At 69.5% G+C, this 13631-nt stretch carries 15 protein-coding genes; 5 read left to right on the top strand and 10 right to left on the bottom strand.

Annotated features, from left to right (window positions below):
• The first annotated feature begins 84 nt into the window (after positions 1-84).
• From EDC64_RS07190 to EDC64_RS07180, 3 genes are all read left to right on the top strand, one after another.
• Positions 85-903, top strand: a complete 819-nt coding sequence (locus EDC64_RS07190) for a class I SAM-dependent methyltransferase (protein ID WP_132030592.1) — start codon at positions 85-87, stop codon at positions 901-903.
• 148 nt (positions 904-1051) lie between these two features.
• Positions 1052-1303 carry a GlsB/YeaQ/YmgE family stress response membrane protein gene (locus EDC64_RS07185; protein ID WP_132030591.1) on the top strand — a complete coding sequence of 84 codons (252 nt, stop codon included), beginning with the start codon at positions 1052-1054 and terminating at the stop codon, positions 1301-1303.
• A gap of 79 nt (positions 1304-1382) precedes the next feature.
• On the top strand, positions 1383-2408 hold the full coding sequence (locus tag EDC64_RS07180) for a LacI family DNA-binding transcriptional regulator (RefSeq protein WP_165933669.1): 1026 nt from the start codon (positions 1383-1385) through the stop codon (positions 2406-2408).
• A 12-nt stretch (positions 2409-2420) separates the two neighbouring features.
• Here EDC64_RS07180 and EDC64_RS07175 read toward each other — a convergent pair whose 3' ends face one another.
• The 4 genes from EDC64_RS07175 to EDC64_RS07160 are packed head-to-tail and all read right to left on the bottom strand — an operon-like array spanning position 2421 to position 5980.
• Positions 2421-3431, bottom strand: a complete 1011-nt coding sequence (locus EDC64_RS07175) for a Bug family tripartite tricarboxylate transporter substrate binding protein (RefSeq protein WP_132030589.1) — start codon at positions 3429-3431, stop codon at positions 2421-2423.
• A gap of 58 nt (positions 3432-3489) precedes the next feature.
• The gene (locus tag EDC64_RS07170; RefSeq protein ID WP_132030588.1) at positions 3490-4506 is read right to left on the bottom strand and encodes a Gfo/Idh/MocA family protein; all 1017 of its coding nucleotides are present in this window, start codon (positions 4504-4506) and stop codon (positions 3490-3492) included.
• Positions 4503-4823 carry a zinc ribbon domain-containing protein gene (locus tag EDC64_RS07165; protein WP_132030587.1) on the bottom strand — a complete coding sequence of 107 codons (321 nt, stop codon included), beginning with the start codon at positions 4821-4823 and terminating at the stop codon, positions 4503-4505. Before EDC64_RS07165 ends, EDC64_RS07170 begins: the two co-directional genes overlap by 4 nt.
• The gene (locus EDC64_RS07160; RefSeq protein ID WP_132030586.1) at positions 4820-5980 is read right to left on the bottom strand and encodes a thiolase family protein; all 1161 of its coding nucleotides are present in this window, start codon (positions 5978-5980) and stop codon (positions 4820-4822) included. Before EDC64_RS07160 ends, EDC64_RS07165 begins: the two co-directional genes overlap by 4 nt.
• A gap of 143 nt (positions 5981-6123) precedes the next feature.
• On the opposite strand from EDC64_RS07160, the gene EDC64_RS07155 reads away from it, so the two are divergent.
• Positions 6124-7341 (top strand): CaiB/BaiF CoA transferase family protein, encoded by a 1218-nt coding sequence (locus EDC64_RS07155; protein ID WP_165933668.1) that lies wholly within the window; start codon positions 6124-6126, stop codon positions 7339-7341.
• A gap of 134 nt (positions 7342-7475) precedes the next feature.
• Here EDC64_RS07155 and EDC64_RS07150 read toward each other — a convergent pair whose 3' ends face one another.
• From EDC64_RS07150 to EDC64_RS07145, 3 genes are all read right to left on the bottom strand, one after another.
• The gene (locus tag EDC64_RS07150) at positions 7476-9308 is read right to left on the bottom strand and encodes a carbamoyltransferase family protein (protein WP_132030584.1); all 1833 of its coding nucleotides are present in this window, start codon (positions 9306-9308) and stop codon (positions 7476-7478) included.
• Between the two features lie 7 nt (positions 9309-9315).
• Positions 9316-9465: a DUF5989 family protein gene (locus EDC64_RS23470; protein WP_245504593.1), complete on the bottom strand. Its 150-nt coding sequence runs from the start codon at positions 9463-9465 to the stop codon at positions 9316-9318.
• 176 nt (positions 9466-9641) lie between these two features.
• Entirely contained in the window at positions 9642-10085 is a 444-nt protein-coding gene (locus EDC64_RS07145; protein WP_132030583.1) for a hypothetical protein, read from the bottom strand.
• 156 nt (positions 10086-10241) lie between these two features.
• Here EDC64_RS07145 and lhpI point away from each other — a divergent pair, with 156 nt between their 5' ends.
• Positions 10242-11186 (top strand): bifunctional Delta(1)-pyrroline-2-carboxylate/Delta(1)-piperideine-2-carboxylate reductase, encoded by a 945-nt coding sequence (gene lhpI, locus EDC64_RS07140; protein WP_132030582.1) that lies wholly within the window; start codon positions 10242-10244, stop codon positions 11184-11186.
• Positions 11187-11212: 26 nt separating this feature from the next.
• Here the strand turns inward: lhpI and EDC64_RS23820 are convergent, their stop codons facing one another.
• The 3 genes from EDC64_RS23820 to EDC64_RS07130 form a co-directional block, all read right to left on the bottom strand.
• The gene (locus EDC64_RS23820) at positions 11213-11950 is read right to left on the bottom strand and encodes a 3-deoxy-manno-octulosonate cytidylyltransferase (protein ID WP_245504578.1); all 738 of its coding nucleotides are present in this window, start codon (positions 11948-11950) and stop codon (positions 11213-11215) included.
• Positions 11947-12807, bottom strand: a complete 861-nt coding sequence (kdsA, locus tag EDC64_RS23815) for a 3-deoxy-8-phosphooctulonate synthase (protein ID WP_245504577.1) — start codon at positions 12805-12807, stop codon at positions 11947-11949. Before kdsA ends, EDC64_RS23820 begins: the two co-directional genes overlap by 4 nt.
• Before the next feature lie 115 nt (positions 12808-12922).
• Complete coding sequence (locus tag EDC64_RS07130) at positions 12923-13594, bottom strand: GntR family transcriptional regulator (protein WP_132030581.1); 672 nt, start codon at positions 13592-13594, stop codon at positions 12923-12925.
• Between the last annotated feature and the right edge of the window lie 37 nt (positions 13595-13631).

The following is a 13631-nucleotide window of genomic DNA, read 5'->3' as shown; positions in this document are numbered from 1 at the left end:
GGCCGCGCCGCTCAGGCACCAGGCGCCGCTTCAAACCCGCGCGAACCTCGTCTACCACCGCAGATCGAAGAGAATGCGCGGCCCATGCAAGACGATCGCCTCGAAACCTATGTGCGGCGCGGACGCACCCGCGTCGCGGGCTGGCTGTCGCGGTGCGACGCCGAAATGTTCCGGGTTCTGCTGACCTGCCAGAGCGCGGCCGGCCTCGCCGGATCCGTGGTCGAAATCGGCGTCCATCAGGGAAAATCCTTCATCCTCCTCGCCCTCGCCAATGCGGGGCAGGACTGCTACGCGATCGACGTCTTCGACGCGCAGCACCTCAATCTCGATGCGTCGGGGGCGGGCGACAAGGCCCGCTTCCTCGCCAATCTCGCGCGCTTCGGGCTCGATCCCGGCGCGATCGCCATCGATGCGCGGCCCTCGCAGGCGGTGACCGCCGAGGACATCCGCGCGCGGGTGGGCGCGGCCCGCTTCTTCCATGTCGACGGCGCCCACCATGTCGACGCGGTCCTCCACGATCTGGCGCTTGCCGAAGCGAGCCTCGGCGATGGCGGCATCCTGGCGGTCGACGACGTGTTCCGGCCGGAATGGCCGGACGTGAGCCTCGGCCTGTTTTCCCACATCGCGCGCGGCGAGACGCGGCTCGTCCCGTTCGCGATCGGCTTCAACAAGACCTTTCTGTGCCGGGCCGCGCATGCCGATCGCTATCGCGCCGCCCTGCGCGAAAGCGCCCTCCTGCGCCTGTACTTCACCAAGTCCTACCGGGTTGCGCGGGAGGAGATCCTGGTCTTCCAGGCCTATCCGCTGCCGGAATGGCGGCTGCGGACCCGTGCGGCATTTTATCTGAAGCTCTATCATCCGGACCTGGCGCTGATCCTGCAGCAATGGCGGATCCTGCGGTGAAGCCTTCAGGTTCTCGCCCGCCGCCCGCGCGGCGGCCGGCTGGACCGCGCAATCCGGGACCTTGCGGGGATCCCCGGCGGCGGGCAATCTCCCGGAACCGAGCGCGACCTTTGCCGTTCTGTGTCGGAATTCCTTGCGAGAGGCGAATATGGGCATCATCTGGACCATCCTCATCGGATTTCTGGCGGGTCTCGTCGCGAAGTTCTTCTATTCCGGGCCGAACGAGCCGCGCGGCTTCATCCTGACCACCGTGCTCGGCATCGTCGGCGCGCTGGTCGCCACCTATCTCGGCCAGGCGATCGGCTGGTATCGGGCCGGCGAGGGTGCGGGCTTCATCGGCGCGATCGTCGGCGCCATCATCATCCTGATCGCCTGGGGCCAGCTCGCGCGCCGGACCTGATCCCGCCATGCCGCCGCATTGACAAGGCGCGGCGGTGCGGCGCACTGGTCCCGACGATGGGGCAGGAGGCCGAACCAGGGTGGCGACCACGCTCGGGTCCATAGCGCGCTTGGTGGGGGTGGACGCCTCGCTGGTCTCCCGCGTCCTGCGCGGGGATTCCAAGGCGCGCATTTCCGACGCGAAGCGCGCGCAGATCCTGAAGATCGCCGCCGACAGCGACTATCGGCCGAACCGCATCGGCCGGTCGCTGCGCACCGGGCGCGCCCACATTCTCGGCATGCTCACGCCGGACATCACCAATCCGTTCCATTCCGTGATGTTTCGCGGCGTGGAGGAGGTGGCGATGGCGGGCGGCTACGACACGGTCCTGTGCAACACCGACGACAATCCCGAACGCTGCCGCAAGCTGGTCTCGGTTCTCGCGGAAGGCCATATTGACGGGCTGCTGGTCGGCACCGCGCGGGCGCAGGACGAATCGATCGCCTGGCTGCGGAGCGCGGGCCTGCCTTATCTGCTGGTGAACCGGCGCACGGCGGACGCGCTGGATCCCTGGGTCGGGCCGGACGATTTCGCCGTCGGACAAATCGGCTGCGCCCATCTGGCCGGGCTCGGCCATCGGCGGATCGCCTTCCTGATCTCGGATCTCGCGGTGTGGAACCACCGCCGCCGCCTCGACGGCTTCCTGGCCGGGCTGGCATCAGCCGGCCTCGACCCGGCGGCGGCCTTGATCGCCACCGATCTCGACACCCGCGCCGCGGCCAAGGCGTTCGTCGCGGAGCTGCTGCGCCGGCCCGCCGCCACCCGGCCGACCGCCGTGTTCGCGCCCCAGACCATGGTTTCGCAAGGCGCGGTCGCGGCGCTGTTCGAGGCGGGGCTGCGGGTGCCGCACGATCTGTCGATCGTGGGCTTCAGCGCGCTCGCCGATCCCGACATCACGGCGATCTGCCCGCCCAATCTGGAGATGGGGCGGGCCGCGGCGACGCATCTTCTCGCGCGGCTCGCCGGCCCGCTTGAGGCGGCCCAGGCGCCCCTCGCCGTCACCCTGCCGGTCCGGCTGGTCGAGCGGGGCAGCACGGGACCGGCGCCGGCCGGTCCCGGTTTTTGAGCGCCGGGCGCGTTATTCGCGCCGGATCCCGGCCCGCTCGGCGACGTCCTTCCACATCGCGATCTCCTTTTCCATGCGCTGGCGCAGCTGCGCCGGGCCTTCGCCCTTCACCGCGAAGCCGGCGGTGAGCATCTTCTCCTTCACCTCGGGCTTGGCCATGATCTTCAGGATCTCGGCGCTCAGCCGGTCGATGATGGGCTGCGGCGTGCCGGTCGGCACCAGCACCATCTGCGAGGTCTCCGAGGAGGCGCCCGGCGCCCCGACCTCGCCGACGGTCGGCGTGTCGGGCAGTTCGGGCCAGCGCTGCGTCCCGGTCTGCACCATCGGCTTCAGCTTGCCGGAGCGCACATTGCCCATCACGCCGGCGACCGTGGTCGAGGAGAAGTCGGTCTGGCCGCCGAGCACGGCGGTCATTGCCGGGCCGAGGCCGGTGAAGGGGATGTGCAGGATGTCGAGCCCGAGCTTCAGCTTGATCAGCTCCATGGCGAGGTGCGGGGTGGAGCCGACGCCGGGGCTGCCATAGGTCATCTTGCCGGGATTGGCCTTCGCCTTCGCCACCAGTTCGGCGAAATCGGCGACGCCGGCCGCCGGACCCGCCAGCACCACGTTTGGCGAGGCGCCGAGATAGGCGACCGGGGCGAAGTCCTTCAGCAGGTCGTACGACACTTTCCCCGTCGCCGGATTGACCAGCGCCGAGCCCGACGCGACAAGCAGGGTGTAGCCGTCGGGCGTCGCGCGCGAGGCGAAGGACACGCCGATATCGCCATTGGCGCCCGGCTTGTTCACCACCACCACGCTCTGGCCCAGCACCGGCCCGAGTTCGGAGGCGATCAGGCGGCCGAGCAGATCGTTCGACCCGCCCGGGGCGAAATGGACGACGACGGTAATCGGCCGGTCCGGCCAGTCCGCCGCGGCGCGTCCGACGAAGGCCCCGGCGGTCATCACCAGCGCCAGCCCGGCAGCCAGAAGCCGCGGCATCAACCGGCCCGCGCGGCGCGGCGGGGCTCCCTTCAGCATTCTCATGGACGGTTTCCTCCTGTTTTGTGTTTTTGGTCGGCGTAAGCGGAATGGCGGCGGACGGTCAGGCCGGTCCTTTCAGCCGGACGGGCGCGCCGGTCTGCGCGGAGCGGACGATGGCGTCGAACACTTCCGCGCCGTGCAGCACGTCGGCGATCGGCACGAGGAAAGGCCGGCGCTCGACGATCGCGCGGGCGAAATCCTCGAGTTCCGCGCGCAGCATGTCGAAGCCCGGGCGGCGGACGATTTCCGGCGGCGGGGCCTTGACCGGACCGGTCGGGGCGGCGTCCGGGATCGGCGTGAAGCGGAAGTTTTCCAGCGTGCTTTCGGAGACTTCGGCATGGCCGCCGGTGCCGTAGACCGAGAGGTTGTAATAGGGGCCGGTCGACAGGCAGCAGAACAAGAGCCCGCTCGCCCCGCTCTCGAAGGCGAGAAGCACGGAGGTCGTGTCGTCCACCGGCGCGGCGCCGCGGCGCGCGACCCGGCACTCCACCTCGCCGATCCGGCCGGCAAACTCGATCATGTGGTCGAGCAGATGCACGCCGATCGCGGTCATCGCCGCCGCCGGGGATTCGGCCGGATCGGCGCGCCAGCCACCGGCCGGCAGAAACGGCCCCGTGCCCGAGGTCTGCTGACCGACAATGCCGCAGATCGTGCCCAGCCGGCCATCCTTCAGGCGGGCGCGGACGTCGCACACCGAGGGATGGAAACGCCGCACGAAGCCCACCGCGAGGACCACGCCCGCGCGGTCCGCCGCCTCGACCGCCCGCAATGCGTCGCCATGGTCGAGCGCCAGCGGCTTCTCGACGAAGACGTGCTTGCCGGCGGCGGCGGCGCGGCGCACTTGGTCGAGATGCTGGGAATGCGGGGTGGCGATCACCACCGCATCGATCTCCGGATCGCGCAGGATCGCGTCATAGCTGTCGCAGAAGCGCAGGCCCTGCGCGGCGCAGAACTCCTCCGCCCGCGCCCGCGTCGGCGTGTGGGCGGCGACGAAGCGGATGTCGTCGCTCTTGCCCTGGACCGAGGTGACGAGCGAGCGGCCCCAGCGGCCGAGCCCGAGAATCGCTGCGCAAATCATGCCGCACTCTCCTTTAGGCGCCGACCGAACGGCGCCGTGCCGTCCTGGAACAGCGCGATCTCTTCGCCCTCCTGCGACCCGTCGAGGAGGCCGACGGTGAAGGCGAGGCCATCCGCGGTGCGCACGTTTGCGAGGCGCCGGGGCGCCCAGTGGGTCTGGCCGAGAACGTGGCGGATCTCGGTGATCTCCTCGATGCGCGCCGCGACCGCCTGCGCCTCGGCGAAATCGGGGCTGTGGCAGGTCGCGCACAGCAGGCGGCGGGGAAAGAACAGGCTGCCGCAGGCCGTGCAGCGCCAGACGGTGACACCGGGGGTCATGATGCACGCTCCAGAAGGGCGGCGGCGGCGGTCCCGCCATAGCGATAGAGGGTCATGCCGTAGCCGGTCGCGACCGCGCGGCGCGCACCGGCGACCTGGCGCGCCCCGGCCCGGCCCTGAAGCTGGAGCACGGCCTCGGAGATGCCGTTGAGGCCGCCGGCGGGGCCGCCCGGCTGGCCCGCCGACATCATGCCGCCCCAGGTATTGATCGGGCGACGGTCCCGCCCGATCGCCTCGCGGGCGAACCGGCCGAGATCGCCGTCGGGGATCATGCCGAGATCGAGCAGCTGGGCGAGGACCATGGCGGGGTAATCGTCATAGATCGACGCGACGTCGATCGCGTCCGGCCCGAAGCCGGCCGCCTCCCAAAGGTCGTCGGCGAAGGTGGAGATGCCGGTGCGCAGGCCGTCGCCGCGCTGATTGTCGAAATTGAAGCTGTTGCGCACCGCGCGGATATGGACCGGGGCATGGGGCCCGCGGGCGGCGTCCGGCCGGGTCAGGATGATCGCCTGGGCACCCGCCACAACCGGCACGCAATCATACCGCGTGAGCGGATCGGCGACCATCGGCGCGGCGAGATAGGCGTCCATGGTGAGAGGGTCGCGATAGACCGCGAAGGGATTTTTGGCCGCCCAGTCCCGCTGCGCGATGGCCATGTGGCCGTAATCGCTCTTTTCGAGCCCGTAGGCCTTCATCTGCCGCGTGGTGACGAGGGAATAGACGCCGTTCGGCCCGCCATGGCCGAGCGGAGCGAGGTGGTCGCTGGTGGCGCGGTTGTAATTGGCGGCGATCTTGGCATAGCCGGCGAGGCCGGTCGCGTCGCCCGCCACCACCAGAATGTTGCGTGCCGCTCCGCAATGAACGCCGCGCGCGGCGTGGCCGAGCATGTTCATGGCGGAGGAGCCGCCATTGGTGTCCTGATGGAGCCAGCGGAGCGACAGGCCGAGCCGCCAGGCGAGGTCGATGGCGACATCGGGCGCCAGCGAGAAGGAGGTCACCGCGAGCCCGTCGATCTCGGAGGCCGCCATTCCCGCATCGGCGAGCGCCGCGAGGATCGCGTCCCGGATGAAGGTGTGGGTCGTCTCCCCCGGCTCCGGGCGGCGCACATAGCGCGACTGGCCGACGGCCACGATGGCCGCCTCCAAACCCTGCCCCATCTGGCGTTTCCCTCTTCGATCGTGTTTCGGATTGACTTGATCAATCGTTTGATCGCAAGGTAACACCCATCCCGGCGCCGTCAAGCGTCAATCGCCGCGTGGCGCCGCCGGGCCTCGGACGACCAAACAATGAGGAGCAGACGGTGCAGAAGCCGCTCGAAGGGATCCGCGTTCTCGAACTCGGAAATTTCATCGCCGCGCCGTTCTGCGGCACCATGCTGGCCGACATGGGCGCCGAGGTGATCAAGATCGAGCCGCCGAGCGGCGACATGGCGCGCGCCATGCCGCCCGTCATCTCGGCCCAGAGCGCCACCTTCGTAGCCCTCAACCGCAACAAGCGCAGCCTGGTCCTGGACCTGAAGAAGCCGGAGGCGGCCGAGATCGTGCGCACCCTCGCCGCCACGGCCGATGTGTTCCTGGAGAATTACCGCCCCGGCGTGCTCGACAAGCTCGGGCTCGGCGCGGAGGCGATCCGCGCGGTCAATCCCGGGATCGTCTACACTTCGGTGTCCGGCTACGGCCAGACCGGCCCGTTCCGCCGCCGCGCCGCGGTGAACCTGATCGTCGAGGCGGCCTCCGGCACGCTCTCGGTGAACGGGGAAGACGGCGAGATGCCGGTCCGGCCCGGCGTGCAGACCGCCGACATGTTCGGCGCCATGTTCGCCACCTATGCCACGCTCGCCGGGTTGATCGGCAAGCTGCGCCACAAGACCGGCCGGACCGTCGACGTGTCGCTGGTCGAATCCTCGATCGCCGTCGCCGCCTGGGAGACTGCGGAATATCTCGCGGTCGGGACCGTTCCGGGCCAAATGGGCCACCGCCACCGGCTGAACGCGCCCTACCAATTGTTCGAGACCTCCGACCGGCGCTATGTCGCGATCGGCACCCCGAACACCCAATTGTTCCAGAAATTCATGACGGCGATCGGGCTCGCGGACCATGTGTCCGATCCCCGCTTCGCCACCTATGCCAGCCGGAAAGCCAATGAGGAGGCCCTCATCGGCTTGGTCGAGCCGGCCATGAAGCGCCTGCCCGCGGCCGAGATCGAAGCGGCGCTGGTCGAAATGGGCGTGCCGTGCGGCCTCGTGAACAATTTCGAGGAGGCGCTGACCAATCCGCAGAGCGCCGCCCGCGAGGTGATCACCAGCGTCACGCATCCGGTGCTCGGCGAGATGCGCACCGTGCGCAATCCGATCCTGTTCGATGCCGGCGGCCCCGACATTCGCAGCGCGGCGCCGCTGCTCGGGCAGCATTCCCAGGAAATTCTGCGGGAGATCGGTCTCTCCGATGCCAGGATCCAGGAACTGGCCCAGGCCGGCGTCACCGCCCTCGCGGCCGCTCCGGTGAGCACCGCCGCCTGACACGCGGATTCCCCGCGAGGGGATGACGAGGGGAATGCACTCCGCTCGGCCCTGACAACAGGCGGAGCCGCATTCCCCTCGCTCCACCCCGCCGAAGCGGGGCAGGACGACGCCGCCCCACAGGCTCCGGCGGCTCAATCCAGTTCGAACGCGGTCTCGTAGTTCAGCGCCAGCGCAGGATCCTGCCGCTCCTTGTGCATCAGGCAATTGCCCACGGCGAGCACGTCGATCCCTGTCCCCATGAAGCAGCGAAATGCATCTTCCGGGGTGCAGACGATGGGCTCACCGCGCACATTGAAGGAAGTATTTACTACGAGCGGGCAGCCCGTGAGATCACGGAAGCGCGAGATCAGAGCGTGATAGCGCGGCGCCACCTCCGCCCGGACAGTCTGGAGCCGCGCGGAATAGTCGACATGGGTCACGGCGGGAATGTCCGAGCGCGGAACGTTCAATTTGTCGATCCCGAACAGCGCTTCCTGCTCCGGCGTCATCGGCAGCCGGCGCCCCTCGACCACCGGGGCGACCATGAGCATATAGGGGCTGTCGGCGTCGTAGTCGAAATAGTCGGCGACGTGCTCGCGCAGCACCGAGGGCGCGAACGGGCGGAAGCTCTCGCGGTATTTCACCTTCAAATTCAGCGTCTTCTGCATGGTCGGCGAGCGCGGATCGCCGAGGATCGAGCGGCCGCCCAAGGCCCGCGGGCCGAACTCCATGCGGCCCTGGAACCAGCCCACCGCCTTCTCCGCCGCCAGCGCCTCGGCGCTCTGCCGTATCAGCTCGTCGTCGGACAGGACCTCGAACACCGCGCCGGCCGCGGCGAGGCGCCGCTCGATGTCGGCCTGGGCGAATTCCGGCCCGAGATAGGCGCCGCGCATGCGGTCGAGACCGGCAGTGCGCGGCCGGCCGTGATGGATGTGGTAGGCGGCGAGCGCCGCGCCCACCGCCCCGCCGGCATCCCCGGCGGCGGGCTGGACATAGATCTCGTCGAAGATGCCGAGCCGGTGCAGCACGCCATTGGCGACGCAATTGAGCGCCACGCCGCCGGCCATGCACAATTTGCGCTGGCCGGTCTCCTTCTGGAGCCCGCGCGCCAGCTTCTCGACCACGATCTCCGTCACCTTCTGCACCGAGGCGGCGAGATCCATGTGGAACGGCGTGAGCAAGTCCTTATCCGGCTTGCGCGGCGGCGCGCCGAACAGCGCGTCGAAGCGCGCATTGGTCATGGTCAGGCCGGTGCAATAATCGAAATAGTCCTGATTCAGCCGGTAGCTGCCATCCGGCTTCACATCGATCAGATGTTCGAGAATGGTGTCGACGAAGCGCGGCTCGCCATAGGGCGCGAGGCCCATCACCTTGTACTCGCCGGAATTCACCTTGAAGCCGGTATAATAAGTGAAGGCGGAATAGAGCAGACCGAGGGAGTGCGGGAAATGCACTTCCTTGAAGATGTCGAGGCTGTGGCCCTTGCCGATCGCGGCCGACGTGGTGGCCCATTCGCCGACCCCGTCCAAGGTCAGGACCAGGGCCTCCTCGAACGGCGAGGGGAAGAAGGCGCTCGCCGCGTGGCTGAGATGGTGCTCGGTGAAGAGCATCTTCCCCGCATCGAAGGTGCCGCCCGCCATGTCCTTCAGTTCGCCGGCCAGAAGGTCCTTCTGGAACAGCTTTTCGCGCAGCCAGAGCGGCAGCGCGATGCGGAAGGATTTGTACCCCTTGGGGGCGAAGGAGACGTAGGTTTCGAGCAGGCGCTCGAATTTCAGGAACGGCTTGTCGTAAAACACGACATGGTCGATGTCGCCGAGCGCGATCCCGCCCGCCGCCAGGCAATAATCGATGGCATGGCGCGGAAAGCGGTCGTCGTGCTTGCGGCGCGTGAAGCGCTCTTCCTGCGCCGCCGCCACGATCTCGCCGTCGACGACGAGGGCGGCCGCGCTGTCGTGGTAGAGCGCCGAGAGGCCGAGGATCCGCACGCCGGGCTCAGAACACGGTATAGATGAAGGGAGCCACGGCCGATCCCTTGGCGAGGATCAGCAGGCCGCCGAGCATGGCCATCACGACCAGCATGGGCAGAAGCCAGAATTTCTTGCGGACCCGCAGAAATTCCCAGAGTTCGGCGACAAATCCCATCATGCCCTCGCATCACCTTCGAAGACCGCGCCCGCCGAAGGACTTCGCCGTCCGGTCGGCGGACCGGTTCCCCTTGCACCCCGGCCGGTTCGGCCGCCAGACGCCGCTCGAAGCCCTTCGGACTGTATCGATAAAACGTTCCCTATCAAAGATTTAGAGAAATCCCCCGATCCCTCTCAGAATTGACGCTTCATGCTCTCCGGCGGCGGCCCCGGCGGGGTGCGGGCGATCCAATAGGTCTGCGCCGCCCGGTCGAAGCCGGTCGGCATCAGGCGCTTGCCGAACAGGCGCATCAGAAGGCCGGTCGGAACCACCGCACCGTAGAAAATGACCGTCATCACGATCGGGTTGACGATGTGGTGAAGCAGGAGGCCGAGCTTGAACCAGAGCAGGTTCAGCCGGTGCAGCGCGGTCGGGCGGACCTGCGCCACAAGCGCGAAGGCGGCCGCGACCGCGAACAGCGTGCCCGCGATCACCGGGCGCTCGTGCCAAGCCTGAAATCCGCCGACGATGGCGAGAAAGACCGCCATCACCCGGCCGAAGCCGCGGTCCGAACTCTTCAACTGATCCGGATCGCGCGCGTAACTTTCGAACGCACCGGACTTGCCTCGCTCAGACATGCCGTGCTCCAAGCGCCGGCAGGGATCGAACGAGCGCGATCTTCGCCGGGTCCCCGCCGGTAGCACGGCCGTCATCGGCGGGTCAATGAAGCCAAGCCTTTCCCGAGCGGCGCCGCCGCTTGCAACCGGCGCGACCTTTCTCCGAGGAGCCTGACCATGACACGTCTCTATACCGCCGCCGAGGTCGAGGCCGCCTTGGACTATCCCCGCCTCGTGGCCGCTCTGCGCGCCGCCTTCGCCGAGGATGGCGAACCGATGCCGGTGCGCCAGTCGCTCGCCGTCGGCACCGAGGAGGCGCCGGGCCATCTCCTCGTGATGCCGGCCTGGCGGCGCGGCAGCGCGATCGGCGTCAAGCTGGCGACCGTATTTCCGAACAATGCGGCGCGCGGGCTCGGCGCGGTGGCCTCGCTCTATGTCCTGCTCGACGGGACGACCGGGGTGCCGCGCGCCATTCTGCCGGGCGACGAATTGACCAACCGGCGCACCGGCGCGGCCTCGGCCCTCGCCGCGTCCTTCCTGGCGCGGGCGGAGAGCGCCACCCTGCTCGTGGTCGGTACCGGACAGGTCGCGTTCCACGCCGCGCAGGCGCATTGCGCGGTGCGGCCGATCACGCGGATCCTGGTTCATGGCCGCGCGGCGGACAAAGCGGAGGCCTTCGCCGCCCGGCTGCGCGCGCCGGGGATCGACGCCCTCTTCGCCCCCGACCTCGCGGCGGCGAGCGGCGAGGCCGACATCATCACCTGCGGCACCACCGCGACGGCGCCTTTGATCCGCGGCGCGCAGGTGCGGCCGGGCACCCATGTCGATCTGGTCGGCGCCTTCACGCCGGCCATGCGCGAGAGCGACGACGCGCTGATCGCGGCGAGCGCGGTCTATGTCGACACCCGCGCGGGCGCCTTGGCCGAGGCCGGCGATCTGCTCCAGCCGATCGCGGCCGGCGCCTGGTCGGCCGACCGCCTGCGCGGCGATCTCGGCGATCTGTGCGCCGGACGGGTGCAGGGGCGCACCTCGGCGGACGCGATCACGGTCTTCAAGTCGGTGGGCGCCGCGCTCGAGGACATCACCGCCGCGATGCTGGTGGTCGAGACCGTCCCGGCCTGACCGCACGGGCTTTCGCGAACAGCGCTCTATCGCGGGCGGGCGGCCAGAAGGACGCGCGCCCGCTCCAGATCTTCCGGCGTATCGACGCCGAGCGGCACCTCGGCGACCTCCATCGCGTCGATCCGCAGGCCGGCTTCGAGCGCCCGGAGCTGCTCCAGCTTCTCGCGCCGCTCCAGATGCGAGGGCGGCAAGCCGACGAAGCGGGCCAAGGCGCTGCGGCGCCAGGCATAAAGGCCGATATGATGGTAGAGCGGGCCCTCGCCCCAGGGCGCGGTCGCCCGGGTGAAATAGAGCGCGCGGTGGCGCCCGCCGCCGAGCGGGGTGCCGACCATCTTGACCACACTCGGCGCGGTCTTCTCCGCCTCCCGCACGATCAATGCGACCGGCGTGCCGATCGCCACCTCGGCATCCGCGAGCGGCCGAACGGTGGCACGGATGGTCTCCGGCGCCACGGTGGGCAGATCGCCCTGGATATTGATCACCGCATCGAACCGACCGTCCGGGTCGAGCGCCTCCAGGGCCTCGAAGATCCGGTCGGAGCCGGAGGCATGGTCCGGCCGCGTCATCACGGCCGCCCCGCCCGCGGCCTCGACCGCGGCGGCGATGGCCCGCGTGTCGGTCGCGACGAAGACCGGAGCGACGTCCGCCTCCAAGGCGCGGCGCAGCACCTGGACGATCATCGGCACGCCGGCAATGTCGAGCAGCGGCTTGTCGGGCAGCCGGGTCGCGGCGAGGCGCGCCGGGATCAGGATGATCGGCCTCACGAGGCGGCGGCGCGCTGCGCCTTGCTCAGCCGGTCGAGCGCGACGAGATCGCGCATCATCGGCTCGAAATCGCGCAGCGCCACCATGTTCGGGCCGTCGGAGGGGGCGTGGTCCGGGTCCGGATGGGTCTCGATGAACAGGCCCGCCACCCCGACCGCCACCGCCGCGCGCGACAGAACCGGCACGAATTCCCGCTGCCCGCCCGAACTCGTCCCCTGCCCGCCCGGCTGCTGCACCGAATGGGTGGCATCGAAGATCACCGGGGCGCCGGTGCGCGCCATGATCGGCAGGCCGCGGAAATCGGTCACGAGGGTGTTGTAGCCGAAGCTGGTCCCGCGATCGGTGAGCAGGACGTTGGGATTGCCGGCGCCGGTGATCTTGGCGACCACGTTCGCCATGTCCCAGGGTGCGAGGAACTGGCCCTTCTTCACGTTCACCGCCTTGCCGGTCGCGGCGGCGGCGAGCAGCAGGTCGGTCTGCCGGCAGAGAAAGGCCGGGATCTGGAGCACGTCCACCGCTTCGGCGACCGGCGCGCACTGCGCCGCGTCGTGCACGTCGGTGAGGACCGGCAGACCGAGGCTCTCGCGGATCTCGGCGAGGATCGGCAGCGATTTCGCCAGGCCGAGGCCGCGTTCGGCGGAGGCGCTGGTGCGGTTCGCTTTGTCGAAGCTGGTCTTGTAGACGAGGCCGATGCCGAGCCGCGCGGCGCATTCCTTCAGCGCCGCGGCGACTTCCAGCGCATGGGCGCGGCTTTCGAGCTGGCACGGGCCGGCGATGAGCGCGACCGGCAGATCGTTGCCGAAGCGCACCGCGCCGACGGCAACGATCGCGTTGGGGGAGTTCGGGGCGGCGCTCACGTCTCGGGCCTCGCTGTCCGCGCTGCGTTTCGCATGGCGCGCACCCCTACGCGCGGCGGCCGGCGAGAGCAAGAGGCCCCCGGTCTGCGGCAGCCGCGTCGGACGGCCGAGCGCCTCAGGCGCTCTCGATCACCCGCAGCAGGTCGCGGTGGACGGTCTCGATATGCCGCCGGAGAAGCGCGACGGCGTCGGCGGCGGCGCCGGCCCGGCAGAGCGCGATCAGCTCGGCATGCTCGGCCACCGCCACCGCCATGGCGGCTTCGCTGGAGAGCTGGACCCGGGTGTAGCGGTCCGAGGTCTGGAGCAGCGAACCGACGATGATCTGGGTGCGGGGCAGGTCCGCATGGCGGTACAGCGCCATGTGGAAGGCCGCATTGAGGATGCCGAAACTGCCGATGTCGCGGGCCGACGTAGCGGCCACGAACCGGCCCTGGATCTCCTCCAGCGCGACGATGTCGGCGGCGTCGAAGCCGGGCAGGGAGGCGGCGAGCAGACGCGGCTCCAGGATCGCCCGCAGTTCGAACACGTCGGTGATCTCGGCGACCGACAATTCCGAGACGATGGCGCCCTTCTGCGGAGTGATGCGCACCAGGCCCTCGGCCTCGAGCTGGAACAGCGCCTCGCGCACCGGGATCCGGCTCACCCCATAGGCCTCGGCGAGGGCGTCCTGCCGAAGCTGGGTCCCGGCCGCATGCGTGCCGTTGAGGATGGCGCTGCGCAGCTGGTCGACGATCGCCGCGGACAGGGTGCGATGCTTCAGGCGTGCGGTCGGCGTGCGGTCGCTCATCGGGGAGGGGCTCATCTGAGGGACGTAGCGGAAAAAG

It is taken from the genome of Aquabacter spiritensis, assembly GCF_004346185.1.
Taxonomy (GTDB): Bacteria; Pseudomonadota; Alphaproteobacteria; order Rhizobiales; family Xanthobacteraceae; genus Aquabacter; species Aquabacter spiritensis.
The sequence above is the reverse complement of the archived record's forward strand: the minus strand, read 5'-3'. Positions and strand labels throughout refer to the sequence as shown.

Excerpts from the sequence above, each read along its gene's own strand:
- EDC64_RS07190 (WP_132030592.1), top strand. The coding sequence starts at position 85 with ATGCAAGACGATCGCCTCGAAACCTATGTGCGGCGCGGACGCACCCGC.
- EDC64_RS07185 (WP_132030591.1), top strand. The coding sequence starts at position 1,052 with ATGGGCATCATCTGGACCATCCTCATCGGATTTCTGGCGGGTCTCGTC.
- EDC64_RS07175 (WP_132030589.1), bottom strand. The coding sequence starts at position 3,431 with ATGAGAATGCTGAAGGGAGCCCCGCCGCGCCGCGCGGGCCGGTTGATG.
- EDC64_RS07170 (WP_132030588.1), bottom strand. The coding sequence starts at position 4,506 with ATGATTTGCGCAGCGATTCTCGGGCTCGGCCGCTGGGGCCGCTCGCTC.
- EDC64_RS07165 (WP_132030587.1), bottom strand. The coding sequence starts at position 4,823 with ATGACCCCCGGTGTCACCGTCTGGCGCTGCACGGCCTGCGGCAGCCTG.
- EDC64_RS07160 (WP_132030586.1), bottom strand. The coding sequence starts at position 5,980 with ATGGGGCAGGGTTTGGAGGCGGCCATCGTGGCCGTCGGCCAGTCGCGC.
- EDC64_RS23470 (WP_245504593.1), bottom strand. The coding sequence starts at position 9,465 with ATGGGATTTGTCGCCGAACTCTGGGAATTTCTGCGGGTCCGCAAGAAA.
- EDC64_RS07145 (WP_132030583.1), bottom strand. The coding sequence starts at position 10,085 with ATGTCTGAGCGAGGCAAGTCCGGTGCGTTCGAAAGTTACGCGCGCGAT.
- lhpI (WP_132030582.1), top strand. The coding sequence starts at position 10,242 with ATGACACGTCTCTATACCGCCGCCGAGGTCGAGGCCGCCTTGGACTAT.
- EDC64_RS07130 (WP_132030581.1), bottom strand. The coding sequence starts at position 13,594 with ATGAGCGACCGCACGCCGACCGCACGCCTGAAGCATCGCACCCTGTCC.